The organism is Saprospira grandis (assembly GCF_027594745.1).
GTDB classification, from domain to species: Bacteria; Bacteroidota; Bacteroidia; order Chitinophagales; family Saprospiraceae; genus Saprospira; species Saprospira grandis.
The window spans coordinates 4,051,788-4,073,708 of sequence record NZ_CP110854.1 but is presented as its reverse complement, the minus strand read 5'-3'; the positions used below and the strand labels follow the sequence as shown (position 1 = coordinate 4,073,708).

The window sequence follows — 21,921 nt, the reverse complement described above, 5'->3', positions numbered from 1 at the left end:
TCGGCCCTGCAGCGGCTGCGCCGCTTTGGTCTGCCGCTTCGCGGCCCCCTTACAGCTCACTAAGCCATCAGCCTACGGCTGTGGCGGCTGCGCCGCCTTTGGACCAAAAGCGGGGGCTGCATGTTTAAAACATGCAGCCCCCGCCGCTTCGCTCTTGGCCAAAACAGTTGGCTTATGGCTCTTGGCTTTGGTCCTTTTCCTCCTGTATGGGATTAGGCTCAATTTCGATTTGTATCTTCTGGGCATCCTCCCAAGACTGAAAGTCCTCCAATTCCTTTTGGTAATTCTTAACTAACCATAGAATTAAGGCAATATCATCCACCAAACCAATGACTAGGAAATCGGGAATAAAGTCTAGAGGCGCTACAAAATAAAGCAAGGCCGCAATAGAAAGCACCACTCCTTGCAAAGAAACGCCCTTATACTCGCCCTTGGCATAGGCTCGGACCATTCTAAAGAGTAGTTGAAATTGTTCGAGCACGTCGGCGCCTAGTTCTCGGGCGCTATCGTAGCGCTGTAGGCGCTCGGCAGATTGCTTGAGCAATTGCAGCAAAGCTAGGGGCTTGTTGAGAAAACGATAAGCTGATTTGACAAAAATCTTATATAACCAAGTTTCTGAAATCAGCAGGCCTTTGTCTTCTAAGGGTTCATCGCCATCGGCAAACTCTTTCATGGCGGGAGTCAATTCCTTTTCTTCTTCTTCTTTATGTTCTTCTTGCATATTATTTAATTACGGTAAGATGCTTCAATAAGTTGGTTTTCTGCTAGGCTGCTCGATAAATCAGCCCTTGTTTTTTGCCAAAGCAAGTTTCGGCTTTTTTGTTCCCAAAGTTGGAGATTTGGTCCAAAATCTTTCCGTCTCCAGTTATTGGCAAAGGGGGCATAAGCTTGCTGAAAGAGGCCAAAGAGCCGTTCTTTTTCGCTCTGGGGAAGTTGGCGATCGGCTAGGCGGTCTCTCAAGAGGTTGAGCTGTTCTTGCCGCTGGCTGATGAGCCATTGCAAGAGCTCCCGCTTTTCTTCTTGATTGGGCAAGCTAGTGGACCAAAGCCCCAGCTGCTTAATATCCAGCATAATGATTTCTATGGGTGGTTTTTGGGCCAATTGCTCATAGCAGTGGCTCCAATCCATAAGGTCCATTTGCAAATAGCTATTGAGCAGTTGTTTTTCGGCCAATTGGGCTTGTAGCTTTTCTTTTTCGGCCCTAAGTTGGCGCAACTCTTCTTGCTGTTTTAGGCAAAGACTACGCAATTCTTTCTTGCGCATTTTGTCTATAGCTTTGCTTTGGCCCCAAAGGGATACAAAAGATAAGGAAAAAAAGAAGGTAAATAGAGCCAGACGCATAAGATTAAACAACTTTAAGAGATTTGGAGAAAGTGTACCCCCTAAAGAGCGGAGCCCAAAAGGCGGCTTTGCCGCCTGCGAGCGAAGCGAGCAATTGGCCCAGCGCTGCGGAGGGGTGGCCGAAGGCCAGACCGAGCTGGCGAAGCCAGCGAAGGGCCGAACAGACCTGTGAGCCCCGCAGCATAGCGGCGGCCGCCCCAAATTGAAGGGCGGCCGCGGGCCCCAAAACAGCTACTCTCGGATGAGGACCATTTTGAGATTATTCATTTCGAGGAGCATCTCCTTATTGGTCCAGTACAAAATAGACCAACTTTCATTGCCGGCGGAAGTGGCAAACTGAAAGCGGTCGCCGGTATCGCTAAGGCCCCAGGCCCCTTTTTCGGTAGATTGGTCGCCCAGAAAAAAGCGCAATTCGCCATTTTCCAAAAACTCAAAAGCGGGATAATTGAGCTGTTCGGGACCTTGGCCAGAGATCTCCACAATGCGCCAGCGGCCTAGCAACTGCTTCATCTCGGAAGGCAAGACGGGGCGGCTGTAGCGACTAAAGCGGAGGCGGGCACCATTGGGGTCCTTAAATTCCATATTCTCCTTATCGATTTGGAGCAAAGACCAGCTTTCGGCCTTTTCCATATTATTGGGACCGACCATCGTCACGATCGTCTCCCTTTTGGGGCCCATCCGCCAAAAGATGCTATCTTTTTCGACCCCAGCATCAATAAACAAGCGGCCATAGGCAGAAAGCTGCAGGCTGACCGAGCGGCTATTTTGGGCGGCCACATCATTCACGGCAGAAAGCAGCCATTCGCCAAGGAGGTCCGAGGCATAGGCCTGAACAAACTGGCTATGAGGCGGAGCGGGCATGGCCGAGAGCGTCAGTAACTTTTGGCTAGTTTCCTCTCGGAGGACCAGCACCCTTTTGGGAACAAAAGCCATGAGGGTCCAGATTTCAGTGCTATCGGTTTCTACGATAAACTGCCTCTGGGGATGATTCCAAGCCCAGCGGCCGCCTTTTTGGTCCTCTCCATTGACCAACAAGAGTTGATTGCCATCAAATTGGATGTAAATGCTGGCACTTTCGGGTAGGGGCTGATTATCGACCTGTTTGAGTTGCCAGTAGCCTTCAAAATTATTTTCTATCCCAACTTGATAGGGCTGTGCAGCAAGCTGAAGGCCCAAAAAGAGGGCAAAAATAAAGGGCAAAGGGAAAAAACGCATATTTAACTTTAATTCTGAGATAAATAAATTGGGCCTATTGAGGCTGCAACATACGGAAATCGACGGGAATGACCTGAGAAACGCCCTGCTGCATGCTCACGCCATACATTACGTCTACCGCCGCCATCGTCTTCTTATTATGCGTAACGATAATAAACTGAGAATTGGCCGAAAAATCCTTGATGATATTATTGAACTTGGCAATATTGGTATCATCCAAAGGCGCATCCACCTCATCAAAGATACAGAAAGGGGCCGGTTTGAGCAGATAGAGCGAAAAGAGCAGCGCCGTAGCGGTCAGGGTTTTCTCTCCCCCCGAAAGCTGGTTAATAGAAAGCGGGCGCTTTCCCTTGGGCTTAGCAATAATCTCGATGCGAGACTCTAGTGGATTTTGCGGATCAGAAAGCAGCAGGTCGCAGGTATCATCTTCTAGGAAGAGAGAGCGAAAGACCCGAATAAAATGCTCACGGGCCTCTTCAAAGGCCTGCATAAACTTTTTGCTGGCCGTATCATCAATTTCATCAATGGTTTGCATCAGGCTGTCCTTGGCCTCGACAAGGTCTTGCCGCTGCTCGCCAATAAAATCGAAACGTTCCTTGGCCTCATCAAAGGCCTCGATCGCCATTTCATTGACGGCCCCATAATTATTGATTCGCAGGCGGAGCTGCTCTACCTTTTGGTCCAATTCCTTTTCGGGCAGTTCGCTTTGGACCTCATGCTCTAGGAGCTGAGAGAGTTGCAGCTCAAACTCAATGCGGAGGCGCTCGGCGATATTAGACAACTGCATCTTAAGTTCGGCAAAGCGTTCCTTTTGCAATTGAAAGAGCTCTTGTCGTTTTTGCAATTGTTTTTGGCCCTCTTCCCAATGTTCTTCTAGGGTTTGGATTTCGCCACGACCACTAAAGAATTGTTGCTCCACATCAGAGAGGCGAGCCTTATAGAGCTGTCGGTCTTCATAGAGCTCTTGTAGCTGCTTTTGGCTATCTTCTTGGGCCAATAACAGGCTTTGTTCTTTCTTTTCGCCCTCCTCTAAGGCTTCTTGGTCTTGCTTGAGCTGTTGCTGCAGCTCTTGGGCCTGCCGTTGGGCAAACTGCCATTCTTTGTCTAGGCCCTCTAGGCGGTTTTGTTGCCTGAGCTGCTCAATATGTTTTTGGTTGTATTGAGAAGAGGCCTGAGAAAGCTCTTGGGCTTGTTCCTTAAAGGCCATATTCTTTTTGCCCAACCGTCTTTGTAGTTGCTCCAGTTGATCTTCCTGAAACTCCAGCTCTCCCTCTATTTCCCTTTTGTCGTTTCGTATCTTTTTGAGCTCTGTACGGAGCTGCTCTTTTTGACTTTTGGTTTCTGCCTTAAATTGCTCGAAGCCCTCTAGTTTTCCCTCCAAGCTAATGTGCTTTTGCAAGAGCTGCTGATGGCCTCTTTCTGCGGTTTGGATCTCTCGGCTGCGGTCGGCTTGGCGCAATTGTTTTTGGCGCAGGCGCAACTCATCTACGGCTTGTTGTAGACTGCCCACTTCGGTCTGCAATAACTCGATTTCCTCAGCCAAAAGGGCCAGATTTTTCTTTCGCCCAATCTTTTTCCCCTCAAAGGCGCCAACAGAGCCCCCCTGCAGGCTGTAGGGACCAAAACTTCGCTTTCCGTCTTTAGACAAAAAATGTCCTGGGCTTTGAGCAGGCCGCTCTTGGCCCTCTTCCAATATATAGACCTGAGCGAATAGCTGTTGGGCCAAGGCTTCGTAATCCGCTTCATAGTCTACTAGCTCCAAAACCGCCTGAGCGCCCGGAACCGATAATTGTTTTTCGCCTTTGAGCGCCATCCAGTCTAGGACAAAGAAGTTGGCTTTTCCCTTTTCGGCTTCCTCTAGGAGCTGTACCGCCTTATAGGCTTCTTCTGCCGTTTGGACCACATAGTAGTTGAGGTAGGGAGAGAGGTAGTTTTCTACCGCTAAGCGATATTCTTCTGGACAATAAAAGAGGTCCGATAAGAGAGCCGGCTTGTCGGTCCAGCTATCGTTCTGATGCAAGAATTTTACAGATTGGGCATAGCCCTCCATGCTCTTGACCAAATCCTCTAACAACTTTTTTTCGTTGCTTTTGGCATCCAACAAACGGTTTTTCTGCTGCAAAAGCTGACTTTCGCTTTCCAGTTGTTGCTCTACGTTTTCTAGTTCGCTTTTTCGGATTTCTTCGGCCTGTTGCAGCCCTTCCAATATGCCTTTTTGGGTCTGTAGCTCGCTCGCACTTTCTCTATAGGCCAGCTCGACCGCCTTGAGCTCTTCGGCACGTTGGGCCAAACGCTCATCAATTTGTCGGTACTGCTTTTTGAGGTTGTTTTGTTCCGTTTCATAGACCGCCATTTCTTTTTCGGCCTGTACCAAACGCTCTTGCATGCTCTTTTGCTCTTCCAGAAATTGTTCTACTTCTATTTTGAGCTGCCCATGTTCCGAACGAATTTTAGCGAGTTGTTCTTGGGCCTCATAGAGGGCATCGGAAAGGATCTCTAGGACCTCTTCCTCGGTTTTCTTTTGCTGGGCATAGCGGTCGGCATTTTGTTGGGCGGCCGATAGGCGTTCTTTGCCCGAGCGCAGACGGTCCAATAGTTTTTCTTTGTTTTGCTGCAAAAAGAGGGCTTCTTGAGCTTTCATCTTTTGCTCGTTCTCTAGGCCCTTGATGCGCCCAATCAACTGGTTGAGCTTTTGCTGGGCAGCCGATAAGCGTTGTTCTTTTTCTAATTGTTCTCGCTTGGCCGAGCGCAAGCGCTCTTGCTCCAGTTCTTGCTCGCCTTGTTGTTTTTGAATTTGCTGCTGCTCTTGCGCCATCTTTTTTTCGAGCTCCGAATAATCTTTGCGCAAGCCTCTAATCCGAATGGCCTGTAGGTCAATGCTCAACTGTTTATATTCGCTTTTGAGCTCTAGATAGCGCTTGGCCCGCTTGGCCTGCCGTTCTAGGGTTTTGAGCTGTTGCTCCACCTCATGCAATAGGTCTTCCACCCGCTCGAGGTCCTCTGCGGTTTGTTTGAGCTTGCGTAGGGTTTCTTTTTTGCGAATTTTATATTTAGAGATGCCCGCCGCCTGTTCAAAAAGCTTGAGGCGGCTGTTGTCTTTATCCTGCAACAAATCATCTACCATCCCCAGAGCAATGATAGCATAAGAGTCGGAGCCCATACCCGTATCAGAAAGCAGGTTATTGATGTCTTTTAATCTACATTTGACTCCATTGAGGTAGTATTCTCCACTGCCGTCTTTATGCAACGCTCTTTTAATGGTCACTTCCTGAAATTCGGTGGGCAATACACCTCTGTCGTTTTCAAAGCGCAGACTTACCTCGGCCAAGGCGGCCGCTTTGCGCTTGCTGGTCCCATTAAAAATCACGCTGGTCATGCTGTCTGAACGGAGCTGTTTAGTTTTTTGCTCTCCCAACACCCAGCGAATCGAATCTACAATATTAGACTTTCCGCAGCCATTGGAGCCTACGATCCCAATCACATCTTCCGAAAAATTGATGACCGTTTTATCCGCAAAGCTCTTAAATCCCTTTATTTCTAAACTTTTTAGTCGCATACTTCCCCTTGATTTGAGCCCACAAAAATGCATTCTTCCAAGCAGAAAAGCAAATTTCTTTTTAAGGGGGATTTGGGGCTTCCCCGCCCGAAGGGCGGGGCGCTATGTTGCGGGGCTCGCAGCTCTGCTCGGCCCTGCAGGCAGGCTTTGCCTGCCTTTGGTCTGGCCCTTTGGGCCACCCCTTCACAGCGCTAAGCCGCTCATCCTTCTTCTTTGCGCTAATGCTGGGGCTCCGGCCGTTAAGGAGGGCTTATAAAAGGTATAGGAAATTAAAGCAGTGAGGATTTAGACTCGGTCCAGCGCATTCGCTAGAAAAATAATGGTCCATTGGAAGTCTTTTGCTGCATTCGCTGAAAAAATATATGCACCATGCAAGCCCTCAGCACATTTGCTAGAAAAATAATGCTCCATTGCAAGTCTTTTGCTGCATTCGCTGGAAAAAAAATGGTCCATTGTAATCCCTCAGCGCATTCGCTAGGAAAAAAATGGTCCATTGGAAGCCTTTTGCTGCATTCTCTGGAAAAATATATGTGCCATGCAATCCCTCAGCGTATTTGCTAGGAAAAAAATGGTCCATTGGAAGTCTGTTGCTGTATTCGCTGGAAAAATAATACTCCATTGCAAGTCTTTAGGCCTATTCGTTTTTTAGCGAAGGGGATAAAAGGCCGTTTTAGGGCCGAAGCCGATCCCCCAAGCCTGAAAAAACCCAAGAAGAGCGGCTGAGCTGCCGAAGCAGGGCCGCCGAAGGCGGCAGACCAAAGCGCTGAAAGCGCTGCAGGGCCGAGCAGACCTGCGAGCTGCGTAGCGGAGCGACCCGACCATAGGGAGGGGCAGCCCCAAATCCTCCTGCAGCAGTTTATGAATAAAAGAGAAGCCGCTTTCGTCTAGTTTAAAAAACATTGGTCGATATTATTCCTCATCTTGCCCAAGACTACTTATTATCTGAATTCATCAAAACAAGAACTTATGCAAAAGATATTTGCTTCCTTTTGGTTGCTCTTTTTACTTCCCTTATGGACCCAAGCGCAGCTACAAGATGCGCTCTGGATGCGCTATCCCGCTATTTCTCCCGATGGGCAAAGCATTGTATTTAGCTATAAAGGCGATTTATATAGTATGCCCGCCGCAGGTGGAGAGGCCAAGCCGCTCACGCAGCATAGCGCGCACGACTTCATGCCCGTTTGGTCCAAAGATAGCCGAAGCATTGCCTTTGCTTCTGACCGCTACGGCAATTTTGATATTTTCACGATGCCCGCAGAGGGTGGGGCCCCCAAGCGCCTTACTTTCCATTCTACAGATGATTACCCCTCAGACTTCAGCGGAGACGGTCACCGTATCTTCTTTAGCTCCCTGAGGATAGATGATGTCAAGAACCAACAGTTTCCCTATGCCCGCTTGCCCGAGCTTTATGCCGTGCCCGCTACAGGCGGAAGAGTAGAACAAATTACCTCTGCCGCTGCCGAATACACCAAAGTGAGCCGCAAAGGCGATATCTACGTCTTTCAAGATAAGAAGGGCTATGAAGACCCTTGGCGCAAACATCATCAATCTTCTGTTACTAGAGATATTTGGTTGTATGAGCCGCTCAGAAACAAAAGCTTTAGCCGCTTGACCGATTTTGGCGGGGAAGACAGAGAGCCGGTGCTTTCTAAAGATGCCAAAACCCTCTACTACCTTTCAGAAGAATCGGGCAGTCTAAATGTCTATAGCCTAGAGATTCGAGGCAAAAAGAACAAAAAGCAATTGACCAACTTCGATAAGCATCCCGTTCGCTTTTTGTCTATTTCTGATGAAGGCCTGCTTTGTTTCCAATACAATGGAGAGCTATATACCCTAAAGCCAGGCGCCAACGCCCAAAAACTACAGGTACAAATTGCTAGCGATTGGCGGAGCAACCCCAGAGAAATCGTCATGGCCAATCGGGCCGGGGAGTTTGCTCTTTCGCCCAATGGCAAAGAGGTGGCCTACGTTTATAGAGGGGAGGTTTTTGTCTCTTCTATGGAAGCTGGAACAACCAAGCGCATTACCAATACGCCAGAGCAGGAGCGCAGCATTAGCTTTAGCCCCGATGGTCGCAGTATTCTCTATGCTTCGGAGCGAGAAGAAAGTTGGAACCTCTACCAAACGAGTTTGGCCCGCAAGGAAGAAAAGTATTTCTTCAACTCCACCTTGCTCCAAGAAGAAACCATCTTGGCCTCAGATAAAGAGACCTTCCAACCCGCTTATTCTCCCGATGGGAAGGAGGTGGCCTTTCTAGAAGAGCGCACAAGGCTCAAGGTCATCAACCTAGAGAGCAAAAAAGAGCGGACCATCTTGGAGAAAGACCGCAACTACTCTTATTCCGATGGCGACCAATACTACCAATGGTCTCCCGATGGCAAATGGTTTTTGCTAGAGTTCTTGCAAGAAAACCAATGGATCTCTGAAATTGGTCTAGTGGCCGCCGATGGGAAAACCGCTCCCGTAAATTTGAGCCGCAGTGGCTACAATGACGGCCGCCCCAAATGGAGCATGAATGGAGAATCTCTCATTTGGTTCTCAGACCGCAAAGGCATGCGCAATCATGCCAGCTGGGGAAGCCAGAATGATGTTTTTGCCCTTTTCTTGACCCAAGACGCCTATGACCGCTACCGCCTGAGCAAAGAAGATTATCAATTGCTCAAAGAGGAGGAAGAGGAAAAGAAGAAAGCGAGCAAAAAGGACGAGAAGAAAGATAAAGAGGAAAAAGCAGCAGAGGATAAGAAGCTCAAACCCCTAAATATCGAATTGGAGGGCCTTGAGGACCGCATCGCCCGCCTAACTATCCATTCGGCAAGTTTGGCCGATGCCGTTTTGGACAAAGAAGGGGAAACCCTCTATTATCTGGCCGCCTTTGAAAAAGGCTATGACCTTTGGGCCACTAACTTACGGACCAAAAAGACGGAGATTGTCCAGAAACTGGGCGGCTCTGGCTCTTCACTAATCCTAGATAAAAAAGGAGAGAAACTCTACTTTGGCAATAGAGGACAGATCAAAGAGATGGAGCTCAAGAGCAAGAAGGTAAAAACAGTTCGCCTCAAAGGAGAAATGGAACTACAGTCTGCCGAAGAACGAGCCTATTTGTTTAACCATATCTGGAGACAGGTAAAACGCAAGTTCTACTTAGAGGACCTACATGGCGTAGATTGGGACCTCTATAAAAAAGAATATGCTCGCTTCCTTCCTCATATTAACAATGGCTACGACTTTGCCGAGATGGCTAGTGAGCTGCTCGGAGAGCTAAATGCCTCGCATACAGGCTGCCGATATACCCCCAACAGAAAAGGCGGAGACCAAACCGCTGCTTTGGGGATTTATATGGATTATGCCCATAATAAGGCGGGAATCAAAATTGCCAAAATCCTCAAAGGGAGTCCTTTGGATAAAGCCGATATAGAAGTAGCCGCAGGAGACATCATTGAGGCGATTGATGGACAAAAAATTGGCAAAGAAGATAATTTCTGGCCCTTACTCAACCGCAAAGCAGGGGACAACATCCTGCTCACGATCTATAACAGCAAAGAGAAGAGTCGCCAAGACATCCGCATCAAGCCTATTTCTTTTGGCCAAGAGTTCAACCTCCGCTATGAGGACTGGGTAGAAAGCCGCCACAAGATGGTCGAGGAGCTTTCTGATGGCCAATTGGGCTATGTGCATGTCAAAGGCATGAATAATTCGGCTTTTCAGCAGGTTTATTCTGATGCTTTGGGCCGTCATTACAACAAAAAGGCCCTAATCGTAGATACCCGCTTCAATGGTGGGGGCTGGTTGCATGATGACTTGGCCAGCTTCCTCAGCGGAGAGGTTTATCTCAAGATTCGCCCAAGAGGACAAAAGATCGGTACCGAGCCCATGTTCAAATGGTCGCGCCCCTCGGTGGTCCTCATGAGCGAAGGCAACTACTCCGACGCCCATATGTTTCCCTATGTATACAAGGCCTTGGGCATCGGCAAACTGATCGGTATGCCTGTACCAGGTACGGCCACGGCGGTATGGTGGGAGCGCCTACAAAACGGCATGGTCTTCGGCATTCCGCAGGTGGGCATGGAAACCCTAGAGGGCCAATTGCTAGAAAACACCCAACTAGAGCCCGACATCATGGTCCGAAACGATTATGAGAAGATGCTCAACGGTAGAGATGAGCAAATTGAGGCAGCTGTAAAAGAATTGCAGCGACAACTCAAAGCTCAAAATATAGATAAGCAATAGACTAAGCAGGCTATAATAGAAGAGGCAGCAACTTTAGGGTGGCTGTCTCTTTTTTTGGGGCTGCCCCTCCCGCCGGGTTGAAAGCCAGCGCAAAGCGGTATCGCTTTGCGAACTTATACAAAATGAGGGTTGAAACCCTCACGAATGATTGCTCGGGTCGCTCCACTACGCAGCTCGCTGTTCGCTCGGCCCTGCAGCCCTTCGGGCTTTGGTCTGCCGCTGCGCGGCCCTGCTTCGGCAGCTCAGCCTGCGGGCGCTTCGCGCCCTGCTAGACCCAAAGGGCCTTGGAGCAGATTATTTTTTTGCCCAAAAAAATGTATTTTGCGGCCTATTAAGGACCAATAAATCAACCTATGTTTCAATTTGAGTTTAGAGGGCGGCCCTTCAAGCTACAACGTTATCCGCAGACGACTAACCGCTCTTTGGTGCCGGTCTCTGCCGCTCAGGCTTATCTGCTTCGCCTACTAGAAGAGGGGGAGCTTCCTTTAACGGATCAGCCTTTGGTGTATAATGATCGCTTTGGGGCTTGGGCCTTGGCTTTATCGGGCTGGAAACCACAGTTGGTCCCCAATTATGCCTCTCAAAAGAAGGCTTGGACCAAAAACTTTTTGCTCAATGGCTTAGATTTGGACCAATTGAATTATTGCCTCCCTTTGGAGCAGGCTAAAGCTTGCTCGCAGGCCCTCATGTTGGTTCCTAAGTCTATGGACCTCTTTGAATTGCAATTGCAGCAGGCGCATCAGGCCCTAAAAGAAGATGGGAGCATACATGCCGCCTTTATGACTCGGCATTTTACGCCTAGCATGCTGCAAATCGCTCAAAAGTACTTTGAGCAAGTAGAGCAATCTAGAGCCTGGAAAAAAGCACGCATCTTGAGCATGCGGGGCAAAAAGTCCTTGGCTGGCCAAGCCTTGATGCGGAGCATTTATTATGAAAGTGATAGCTACCAACAATATTATGGGGTTTTCTCGGCCAGACAAGTAGACAAGGGCAGCCGCTTCTTTATAGAAAACTGGTTAGTGCAGGAAGAAGAAGGGCAGTTATTGGACCTTGCTTGCGGCAATGGCATTTTGGCCCATCAATATCTTAAGCGAGCGCCCAATATGCAGGCCCAACTAACCGATGATGCTTATCTGGCCATTGCCTCCAGCCAATTAAACTTGCCTGAGGCCTCGGCGGTCTGGACCGATGAGCTCTCGCATATTCCTGCCGAAAGTCTAGATTTGGTCCTCTCTAATCCGCCTTTTCATTTTGGGCATGAAAACAATATAGAAGTGAGTTTGGGCCTTTTTCAGGCCGTCAAACCCTTACTAAAGCCCAATGGAAGCATGCAAATTGTGGCTAATCGACATTTAAATTATAGCAGTCAGCTAGAGCGGGTTTATGCTAGAGTAGATTGTTTGGCCCAAAATCTCGCTTTTGAGGTTTTGAGAGTAGAATTGTAAAATAATAGGCAGATGAACCATTCTTGGAGCTTTATCCTCGCTCTTTTCTTATCCTTTAATCTGAATGCGCAGTATGCGCCTGCGGCTGGGCAGGCAGGAAGCACCGCCCTACATAAGGATTCTGTGCTTTGGGCCGATTGGGGCGCAACTCCTTATGTATGGAGTAGAGGACCTCAAGATATTAGTCAGCCCCAGCTGGGCTTGGCCAGTAATGGGCAGCCTGCGGCAGCAGCTGGTCCCGCTGGAGATGGGACCGTTTTCAGCCTTGGCGATGGTGGCCAAGCCACCTACTACATCCATCCACCAATTATTGATGGAACAGGGCCAGATTTCGCCATCTTTGAAAACGGCTTTAGCGATAGCTTTTTGGAGTTGGCCTTTGTAGAGGTCAGTTCTAATGGGGTTGATTTTGTGCGCTTTCCTGCGGTTTCCCTAACGGATACGGCCCAGCAAATAGGGGGATTTGGCGCCTTGGAAGCCAGTAAAATTCATAACCTAGCGGGAAAATACCGAGCAAACTATGGCACTCCCTTCGATTTATCGGAACTGGCCGATTCTAGTCGAGTAGACATTAACAATATAGCTTATGTCCGTATAGTGGATGTAGTGGGCCATATTGGCGAGTATGGAAGCTATGATAGTTGGGGGCGGGTGATTAACGATCCTTGGCCCACGCCATTTCCCTCTTCGGGCTTTGATTTGGATGCCTTGGGGGTAATTCATCAGCGGCCATTGGGCCTAAGGCCTTTGGCCCAAGCGGAGCCCTTAAAAATTTGGCCCAATCCCTTGCCTAGAGCGAAAGAACTGCAATTGAGTGTAGCCTATGAGGCTGGAACCAAACTCTACATATATAATATGCAGGGCCAATTGGTCAAAAGTATGCAGCCAAATGGGCCAAAAATTAGCCTTTCTTTGGCGGAATTGCCCGCAGCTAACTATATTATAGGCTATAAGGGGCAATTGGCCCGGCTCATCTTGCTGCCTTAGGCGGCTTTTTGCGGTTTTGCAGGGCGCGAAGCGCCCGCAGGCCTAGCGATGTGAAAGGGTGGCCCGAAGGGCCAGACCAAGGCGCTTTGCGCCGCAGGGCCGAGCGAATAGCGAGCCCTGGAACGTAGCGCCTGCCGAAGGCAGGAGGCCCCAAAAAAAAGAAATTTACTGACAATTGAATATAAACAGCTAGCTATGCAAGATCAACTATCTTCAGCGGATTTGATGGCCTTAGAAAATGAGTATGGGGCCCATAATTATCATCCTTTGCCCGTGGTATTGGCCAAGGGAGAGGGCGTCTATGTTTGGGATGTAGAGGGAAAGCGTTATTACGACTTCCTTTCGGCTTATTCTGCCGTGAATCAGGGCCATTCTCATCCGAAAATTGTGGCGGCCATGATGGAGCAGGCCAATACCTTGGCCCTGACCTCTAGAGCCTTTTACAACGATCGTTTGGGGGTTTATGAAAAGACCTTGAGCGAATACTTTGGCATGGACAAGATCTTGCCGATGAACTCTGGGGCCGAGGCCGTAGAAACCGCCATTAAGCTTTGCCGCAAATGGGGCTATGAGAAAAAGCAGATTCCCGCCAATCAGGCGATAATCATTGTTTGTGGGCAGAACTTCCATGGGCGGACCACCACGATTATTTCCTTTTCTTCTGATCCTGATGCCAAAGGCCAATTTGGTCCTTATACGCCTGGTTTTGTTTCTGTGCCCTACAACGATTTGGGAGCCTTGGAAGCAGCACTAGAAGAATATGGCGATCGGGTAGCTGGCTTTTTGGTCGAGCCCATTCAGGGAGAAGCGGGCGTTTTTGTGCCCGATGAAGATTTCATTCCCAAGGCGGCTGCGGCTTGTAAACAGCGCAATGTGCTCTTCATTGCCGACGAAATTCAGACGGGGATTGCCAGAACGGGTAGCCTTTTGCGCATCTGCGGCGATTGTAGCTGTGGTGGGCATTGTGAAAAGCAGGAAACCTACACGCAGCCTGACATTTTGATCTTGGGCAAGGCCATTTCTGGGGGCTTGTATCCTGTTTCTGCCGTTTTGGCCAAGAAAGAAATCATGGATGTGATTCAGCCAGGGCAGCATGGGAGCACCTTTGGCGGAAACCCTTTGGCCTGTGCGGTGGCCATGGCCGCCCTAGAGGTCGTTAAAGATGAAAAACTGGCCCAAAACGCAAGAGCATTAGGGCAGCGCTTCAGAGATCGCATTCAGGCCGAATTGGTGGAACAAAGCGAGCTCGTCAGCTTGGTCCGTGGAAAAGGCCTATTGAATGCTGTGGTTATCAATGACAGCCCCGACAGCAAAACGGCTTGGAACATCTGCGTCAAATTGGCGGAAAATGGCTTGTTGGCCAAGCCCACACATGGCAACATCATTCGTTTTGCGCCCCCTTTGGTCATGACCGTCGAGCAATTGGATGAATGCTGCAACATTATTATAGCGACCATCAAGTCCTTTGAGGCTTAGGTCTAAATTGCTAGATCAGCGCCGAGCTAATTGATTAGTTAGGCGCTTTTTTTATTATATTTTGGGGCTGTCCCGCCTAAAGGCGGGTCGCTATGCTTCGGGGCTCGCAGGTCTGCTCGGCCCTGCAGGCAGGCTTTGCCTGCCTTTGGTCTGGCCCTTCGGGCCACCCGCTCCGCAGCGCTCATCCTGCGGGCGCAAAGCGCCCTGTAGGACCGCAAAAAAATTCCCTTCCCATTTATTTTAGTGATTATGCAAAAAGAGAATTGCGTTTTGCCTCAGGGGCATAAAACAAGTCAAAACTACTTTAAGTCGGATAAGCTATTAGAAGATTACCTACATGCGCATTTGCCTGCGCAGGTCCTTTCTGAGCAATCAGACGCTTTGGAGCAATTGGGTCGTTTGGCGGCTGGCGTCATGAATGAACTCTCCTTAACAGCGGATAAAAATGGGCCAAAATTGCGCAAGCGCAACTATTTGGGCGAAACCATCAATCAGATTGATTTTCATCCTGCCTATGAAGAGCTCAAAGCCATAGCCGTGCATTCGGGTATGTTTCGCTTAAAGTGGGCCCCTGAATTTAGGGAGCGCTATGCGGGGCAGCGGCACCGTTTGGGTTTTGCCTTAGGTTATCTGTATGCCATGAGTGAAAGCGGTTTGTATTGTCCCTTATGTATGACCGATGGCGTTGCTTTACTGATCGATAAATATGCTTCGGAAGAGGACAAAGCCAGATTGTTGCCTAGAATTTATACCGATGAGCCCAAGGATTTTTATACAGGCGCCATGTTTTTGACCGAAAAAGCGGGCGGTTCGGATGTAGGGGCCAATTTGGTCAAGGCTAGTCCTTTGGACAATGGCTATTGGTCCTTAGAGGGCGAAAAATGGTTTTGCAGCAATGCCAGCGCCGAAATCATTTTTGCCTTAGCACGGACGGGCCCCTTAGAGAAGGGCACTAGAGGTTTGGGCATCTTCCTTTTGGAGCCCAAACGGCCAGATGGCAGCGCCAACGATATGGACCTTATACGGCTCAAAGATAAATTGGGTACTCGCTCTATGGCCAGTGGCGAATACCTCTTGCAGGGCAGTTGGGCCAAAATAGTGGGAGAAGAAGGGCAAGGCTTTAAGATCATGACCGATATGATCAACCTCTCTCGTTTGTATAATTCGGTAGCGGCTATTTCGGGTTTGCGCAGAGCCTTAATAGAAGCCTATCAATTTGCGACTTATCGAAATACCTTTGGGAAAGAACTGCTGGAGCACGCATTGGTCCGCATGAAGTTCTGGGAATTGGGCAGCATTCATCAGGGCCAGTTTTACAGCTGTTGGAAAGCCATTAGTTTATTGGACCAAGCAGAAGCGGGAGATGCGACCGCCAAAGAGTGGTTGCGCTTCTTGACCCCTATGATAAAAAAAGCCACGGCAGAGCAAGGCGTTTATGTAGCTAGGGAAAGCATGGAACTAATGGGTGGATTGGGCTATATTGAAGATGGCGTGATGCCCAAAGTCATGCGAGACATTATGGTTTTGCCCATTTGGGAAGGTGCTGGAAATATCATGATCTTAGATATGTTGCGGGCCAGTCAGAAGAGCAAAGGCTTGCTTCTGCTGCTTGAATTTGTCTATGAACAGCTAAAGCAGCGAAGAGGAACCGACAAACTAAGAGCCGATTTTGCGCTATTGAAACAAAAACTGTTTACCCTTGCGGAGGCCAAAGATATGGACCAAATTCAGTTGGAGGCCAAACAGCTTTTTGAGCGTTTGACGGACTACTTTCAGTGGGCTTGTATTGCGGAGCAGGCTGGCCTGATGCAGACTAATTATCAGGAGCTGGCTTTGCGTTATTATGAGGAAGAACGTTTATTGGCCCAAGCCTATCGGGGGCAGTATTTGCCTAGCCGAGAAGAAATTGCGGGCCTTTTGGCTTGGGAAATTTAGAAGAGATGCATAAAATAACGATTCGCTTAGAAGAAGAGGATGAAATATGGGCGTTATTTGATCAAAGCTTAGCGCATATTTTTGTTGCCGATTTTTGTCCAGAAGAAGCCGCCCGTTGGGATTTGGCCCAGATACAAATTGGTCGGCATCCTTTGCTGCAGGACATTATGGTTCGTCATCTTCGCTTTGATGTTCACACAGATTTGGAGGGCTTGCAAAAACTACTTGCTTTTGGAACGAGACATCTGCGGGTTTATCAATCTAAGCAGCCTATTTCCCAAAGTTTGGAACCCAAATACTTAAAAGCGGCATCGAGAGAAAAGATTTTGGCCCAAAACGGCATACGCCACTTTTTCTTTCTATCCTATGAATTTGTTGAGGTAGAAAGTTTTGATGCGGATTTTATTGCTAGCCTAGAAGCTCGGTTTAATTGCATTTAAAAAGATGAAAAAAGAGAGGGGCAAAAGCCCCTCTCTTTTTTTTGGCCAAGCTCATTTCAGGGCGGCTTTGGCTTCTGTTGTATAAGTAGTTTGCAAGGCTGTAATTTGAATTTTAGCTACCAACAGTCGCTTAAGCCGCTAAAAGGGGAAAGACAAAATTTCCAACCTCTTCCATTTTTTTGCTTGGCCCTCTCTCCCACTTTGGACCAAATAATATTCTTGTTTTGAGCTAGCATAACGCTACCCGTCTTATACGACGCTCATTTTCGACTTTAAAATTTTTCGTTTATATCTTTATTTTTAAATGCTAGAAAAAGTTGACGGACTAATATTGACTTAGTAAAAACAGAAGCTAAACCTTTCCTTATGAGCTATTTGTTTGCATGCTGCTTATTTTGGTCCAAAAAGCTAGAGTTTATTGGTATTTCTACGGCTAAGTTTTTTTGTTTCTGAAGACAGCTCTGCTAGATAAAGCCATTTTGTTTACTTAGGATTGCTTTTGCATATTTTACCCCAGAAAAAGTTGAGGGACCAATAACTTTTATTTATCCTTTAGGGCCAAGAGCCATTTGGCCCAGCGCTGCGGAGCGGGTGGCCCGCAGGGCCAGACCGAAGGCGAAACGGAGTGGAGCCTGAAGGGCCGAACAGACCTGTGAGCCCCGCAGCATAGCGGCGGCCGAGCGAGGCGAAGCCGAGCTGGCCGCGGGCCCCAAAACAGCCCTTAGAATCTTTCTAAACAGAAAAAACAGGCTAATCTTTATTTGTATTTCTATATTTTAGAGCCCACTAACTTAAATAAAATGAAAAAACCGAACTATACTCAAGAGCGGGTAGAGCTTCAGTCTGGAGCTTTAATTTGGCCCGAGGGCGACTTTATTGTGGAGCAGGAAATCAAGCCATCCTATTATATGGAGGACAGCGATGCCGAGGAGTCCTTACAGAGCATGCAGGCGATGGCTAGAATTAGATCGGCTAAAATTTATCTTTTGATTGACATGAAAAACATCAAGGGGGCTTCGGCTGGGGCTAGAAGAACCTTGTCGGGGATTTCTCCAGAAATTGTGAAAGGGGTGGCTACTTTGATTGCCAACCCTGTATCTCGTTTATTGAGTAACTTTATTTTGGGCTTAAACAAACCAAAATATCCCGCCAAAGCATTTTCGGATCGGGAGCAGGCTCGGGCTTGGTTGACTGAATTGCGGGCCAAGGAGCAGGCCTAGTGTTTTAAAAAGGGTTAAAAATTTAGATAAATCTAAAAAAAGTGCTTCATTTGTAATATGAGTACGGTCCAACTACATAAAGCTGGGCGTTTTTTGGCGCCTATACTTGCCCTGCTACTACTTTGTGGTTCAGTGGGTTGGAGTAGTTATTCTCATTTTTGTGCTTGTCAAGACAGTTGGCACTACAGCATTTGGGCCGAGGCCTCTTGTTGTCGGCAGGGAGTAGAAAATTCGGCTGAAAGTTGTTGTTCTATTTCGGAAGAGCAGCAGCATTGCAGTTTAGAGCAACCTTGTTGTCAGGACAATGAGGTAGAGTTTTTTTCTATTTGGGATGATTCTGGGGAGCTGCTGCCGCCAAATCTGGCCCAGTCCTTATATTCTCTTCAATTATTTTGGGCTCCTCGTCTAGTTCTCCATTGGCCCAGCCGCTCGCTTTCTGCACAGGAAGAGTTGGAGCTGGCTGCGCCCTTCATTTTTTGGCAAAAGCGGGCGCCGCTGCTTTTTGAGGGGGCCGACTATTTACAATTTATTCAGATCATGCGTTGCTAAAATTGATTTTCTGTACGAGTATTAGTTAATAATCAGAAAATCAAAAATTTATGCAATTTTACAAATATATTCTCCTGCTAGTTGGGCTAGCATGGAGCCAATTGGCCTATAGCCAATCTTATTTTTCAGGCCAGCTTGTTAATGGCCAAGGGGAAGCCATTATTTCGGCCACTATTCATTGGCAAGATAGCGCTAGTATTGGGGCGGTTACGGATTTTGAGGGGAAATTTCGCATTCTTCGCCTAGATACGGTCCAGCCACACACCCTAGAAATTCGCCATCTTTCTTATGAGCCAGTATCTGTAGAAATACTGCCCTCGGAGCAAGATTTAATCCTTACTGTGGGCGATGACCTACTCCTAGAGCAGGCCACCGTTGAAGTAACGGCTAAGCAAGGCGATGCCTTTGCTTCAACCATCAACCCCATCAATGTCGAGACCTTAGGACAGTGCGAGCTACGGCGAGCGGCTTGTTGCTCTTTGGCCGAAAGCTTTGAGAACAATGGGACCGTCAATGTAAGTTTTACCGATGCCGTTACTGGAGCCAGAGACATTGAAATGTTGGGCTTGCGGGGCATTTACAGTCAGTTGATGATAGAAAACCGGCCCAACTTTAATCGTTTGGGCTTAGCTTATGGCTTAGAATACATTCCTGGTACATTTGTCGAAAGCATTCAGATTTCTAAGGGAGCGAGCACGGTGCGCAATGGCGTAGAGGGCTTAACGGGGCAAATTAACACCGAATTGATTAAGCCACATAATGCGCCCAAGCTCTACCTCAATGGCTTTCTCAATCATTTGGGCCGCAGCGAGCTCAACCTAAACTTGGCTCATAAATTTAATGAGCGGACGGCTACTGGGCTTTTGCTACATGGCAACTACTTCAATCAGGCGATAGATCATAATGGGGACAACTTTATGGACATCCCCCTCAAGCGGCAGCTCAACGCCCTTTGGCGATTGAACCACAGGACCAAAAACCTGCATGCCGAAATCAATGCGCAAGCTATATTGGACCAAAGAGAGGGCGGACAAGTCGCTAGCTTCTTTTCTGCGGCTGATTTGCCCCAACGCTTATACCAAATCGACTCAGATATTGAGCGTTATGAGGTATTTGGGAAACTTGGATTTATTGGTTTTGATAATCCCTTACAATCTTTGGCCCTTATTTATAGCCTTAGCCAGCACAATCAATCTTCTTCTTTTGGCGATCGACTTTATGAGGGAAAGCAAAACACGGCTTATCTCAACTTGCTCTTTCAAACGCCTTTGGGCAAGGGACAAGAGCTGATGGCGGGTTTTAACTACCGCTTGGATGACTTTCAGGAGCAAGTAAATGAGCTCAATATGGACCGTAAAGAGCAGCAATCTGCTCTTTTTGCCGAATACAACTGGCAGCAGGAGCTCGATCCAGAAACCGGCCGAGGTTTTGGCCTTATTGCGGGGCTCCGTCTGGACCAGGTCCAAACCCTTAATGGCATGCAGTACTTGCCCACGGGCCGTCTCAACTTCAAATACAACTTCAATCAAGACTTTATCATTAGAGCTTCTGGGGGCCGGGGAATTCGCCTGCCCAACCTATTGATTGAAAACTTCCGTTATTTGCCCAGCAGCCGTGCCTTTATCCTAAATGAAACTCCTGCCGTAGAAAAAGCTTGGAACTATGGCCTCAATATCACGCGCAACTATATTTTGGGCGAGCGTGCGGGAAGCTTGAGTCTAGATATTTACCGCACTGATTTTGAGCAGCGTTTGGTGGCAGACATTGACCACAGCAGCAGCCAAGTTCAGTTTTACAATTTAGACGGCCGCTCTTTTGCCAACAGCATTTTATTATCTTGGACCCAAGACCTTATTGAAAACCTAGAGTTGCGTTTGGCCTACAAATACAATGATGTGTATACCACACATCATGGGCAATTGACCTGGATGGCCTTTTCTCCTCGTCACCGTGGCTTGATGGCCTTACAATACCAATTACCAAAATCGGGCTGGCAGTTTAACTTCAACAGCCAGTTAGTGGGGCCACAACGTCTCCCTACACTTTATGGCGATCTAAGCAACCTTCCCGCTTATCGACAAGAGGCCCTCTCTCCTACTTTTGCCTTGCTCAATGCGCAAGTTAGTAAAAAATTGGGCAAAGGCTGGGAAGTTTATTTGGGTGGCGAAAACCTGACGAACTACCGCCAAGAGCAACCTATTTTGGGCGCTCAAGACCCTTTTGGGCAAAACCTACAACCCCAGCTTTTTGATGCTTCGGCTGTTTATGCCCCTGTTTTTGGAACGATGGTTTATGCGGGCTTCCGCTACACTTTAGGCGAAAAAACCAAGGCAGATCCCCATGCTGGACATCATCATGGGCCCAATGAAGAGCATCATGCTACAAAAGAGCATCATCATGAAAATGGCGCCGAACTTTTGATTAAATCTGACCCTCAATGTGGTATGTGTCAAACGACAATTAGTCAGGGCCTAGAAAAAATAGAGGGCGTTTATCATGCTAGCGTTAATTTGAACAGCAAGACCGTAGAAATTCACTACGATGAGGAAAAAACCAATCCCGCTGCCCTACGCAAGGCCCTTAGCAAATTGGGCTATCCTGCCGATGAGCTCCCTGCTGATCCAAAAGCCCATGATCAGCTTCCCGCTTGCTGCCAACAGCATTAGGCCATTTTCTTTTAGCTGAAAATAGATTTGGGCGAAGAACTGCGGTTCTTCGCCCATTTTTTAGCACTTAAGGGTGGTAAGAAAAAGTTGAGGGACTAAATTCAATATATTTTATAAAACTCTTTTCTTCTCAGAAAAAAGACCAGCATCAAAATCCCTAGATAAGAGGAAGTGCCCATAATAGATAAGAACATAATTACAAAAATTAGCTTCCAGTAGTAATAGACTGTAGGTTTTGAAGCTAGATTTACCCAAGATAAAGCAAGGGGCTCTAGCTCCCTTTTTGAAATGGGCAATAAACCATCATCCGCATAATACCAGTATTGGCCACTATCGGTAACAAGATCAAAGAATAACTGACCTTCTTTTAAGGCATAACGATTTATGCTGTAAACAAAAGGCTTAGCCTCCTCTTCACTCCCAGAAGGCAGCCCAAAAGAACTCTCATCTTTATGGATAGATTGCCTTGAAAAAGAAAAATTAGCAATATATACCCCATCATCCGTAAGTCGGTAGGAACGCTTAAACCGCCCATTTCCATATTTGGCCGCCTGATTATCTAAAAAAATAAAGGATAGCAGATAAGTCAACTGAATCATTAAGATAAAGAGCAGCCATTTTTTCTCTAGTATACTTTTCAAGTAAGTAGCTAAGACGATAAGCAGAATATTTAGCCAGCGCTTTCTCAATAGGTTTTTCCAAAAGGAGTCGCTCATAATTTTAGTAAGGGTTTAAAGTTTGCCAGAAAAAGTTGAAGGACTATTTTTATTTTTGGGGGCCTGCCGCCAAAGGCGGCCGGGCTGTGTCAGGGCTCGCAAGTCTGCTCGGCCCTTCGCAAAATTCGCTACGCTCATTTTGCTCGGT

14 protein-coding genes are annotated in these 21,921 nt (G+C 47.7%); 9 read left to right on the top strand and 5 right to left on the bottom strand.

Translation table 11 applies throughout. The features are described from left to right. Positions 1 to 172 precede the first annotated feature (172 nt). The 4 genes from OP864_RS16025 to smc form a co-directional block, all read right to left on the bottom strand. The gene (locus tag OP864_RS16025; RefSeq protein ID WP_270099160.1) at positions 173 to 721 is read right to left on the bottom strand and encodes a YkvA family protein; all 549 of its coding nucleotides are present in this window, start codon (positions 719 to 721) and stop codon (positions 173 to 175) included. Between the two features lie 5 nt (positions 722 to 726). Continuing rightward, positions 727 to 1,263, bottom strand: a complete 537-nt coding sequence (locus OP864_RS16020) for a hypothetical protein (RefSeq protein ID WP_270099159.1) — start codon at positions 1,261 to 1,263, stop codon at positions 727 to 729. Positions 1,264 to 1,572: 309 nt separating this feature from the next. Beyond that, positions 1,573 to 2,556: a hypothetical protein gene (locus OP864_RS16015; RefSeq protein ID WP_270099158.1), complete on the bottom strand. Its 984-nt coding sequence runs from the start codon at positions 2,554 to 2,556 to the stop codon at positions 1,573 to 1,575. A gap of 34 nt (positions 2,557 to 2,590) precedes the next feature. Continuing rightward, positions 2,591 to 6,112 (bottom strand): chromosome segregation protein SMC, encoded by a 3,522-nt coding sequence (smc, locus tag OP864_RS16010; RefSeq protein ID WP_270099157.1) that lies wholly within the window; start codon positions 6,110 to 6,112, stop codon positions 2,591 to 2,593. A gap of 966 nt (positions 6,113 to 7,078) precedes the next feature. Between smc and OP864_RS16005 the strand changes: the two genes are divergently transcribed. From OP864_RS16005 to OP864_RS15965, 9 genes are all read left to right on the top strand, one after another. After that, positions 7,079 to 10,339, top strand: coding sequence for a S41 family peptidase (locus OP864_RS16005; RefSeq protein ID WP_270099156.1), 3,261 nt, complete (start codon positions 7,079 to 7,081; stop codon positions 10,337 to 10,339). Positions 10,340 to 10,692: 353 nt separating this feature from the next. Next, positions 10,693 to 11,784, top strand: coding sequence for a class I SAM-dependent methyltransferase (locus OP864_RS16000; RefSeq protein WP_270099155.1), 1,092 nt, complete (start codon positions 10,693 to 10,695; stop codon positions 11,782 to 11,784). A 12-nt stretch (positions 11,785 to 11,796) separates the two neighbouring features. After that, positions 11,797 to 12,771, top strand: coding sequence for a T9SS type A sorting domain-containing protein (locus tag OP864_RS15995; protein WP_270099154.1), 975 nt, complete (start codon positions 11,797 to 11,799; stop codon positions 12,769 to 12,771). Positions 12,772 to 12,966: 195 nt separating this feature from the next. After that, entirely contained in the window at positions 12,967 to 14,247 is a 1,281-nt protein-coding gene (gene rocD / locus OP864_RS15990; protein ID WP_270099153.1) for an ornithine--oxo-acid transaminase, read from the top strand. Between the two features lie 249 nt (positions 14,248 to 14,496). Then, positions 14,497 to 16,182: an acyl-CoA dehydrogenase family protein gene (locus OP864_RS15985; protein ID WP_270099152.1), complete on the top strand. Its 1,686-nt coding sequence runs from the start codon at positions 14,497 to 14,499 to the stop codon at positions 16,180 to 16,182. Between the two features lie 5 nt (positions 16,183 to 16,187). Beyond that, a complete protein-coding gene (locus tag OP864_RS15980) occupies positions 16,188 to 16,622 on the top strand; it encodes a hypothetical protein (protein WP_270099151.1) in 435 nt (144 codons plus the stop codon). An 800-nt stretch (positions 16,623 to 17,422) separates the two neighbouring features. After that, positions 17,423 to 17,842: a DUF7793 family protein gene (locus OP864_RS15975; RefSeq protein ID WP_270099150.1), complete on the top strand. Its 420-nt coding sequence runs from the start codon at positions 17,423 to 17,425 to the stop codon at positions 17,840 to 17,842. Positions 17,843 to 17,899: 57 nt separating this feature from the next. Next, positions 17,900 to 18,391: a hypothetical protein gene (locus tag OP864_RS15970; RefSeq protein ID WP_002660908.1), complete on the top strand. Its 492-nt coding sequence runs from the start codon at positions 17,900 to 17,902 to the stop codon at positions 18,389 to 18,391. 50 nt (positions 18,392 to 18,441) lie between these two features. Continuing rightward, positions 18,442 to 21,057 (top strand): TonB-dependent receptor domain-containing protein, encoded by a 2,616-nt coding sequence (locus tag OP864_RS15965; protein ID WP_270099149.1) that lies wholly within the window; start codon positions 18,442 to 18,444, stop codon positions 21,055 to 21,057. A gap of 101 nt (positions 21,058 to 21,158) precedes the next feature. Here OP864_RS15965 and OP864_RS15960 read toward each other — a convergent pair whose 3' ends face one another. Next, a complete protein-coding gene (locus OP864_RS15960) occupies positions 21,159 to 21,773 on the bottom strand; it encodes a hypothetical protein (RefSeq protein WP_270099148.1) in 615 nt (204 codons plus the stop codon). Positions 21,774 to 21,921 lie beyond the last annotated feature (148 nt).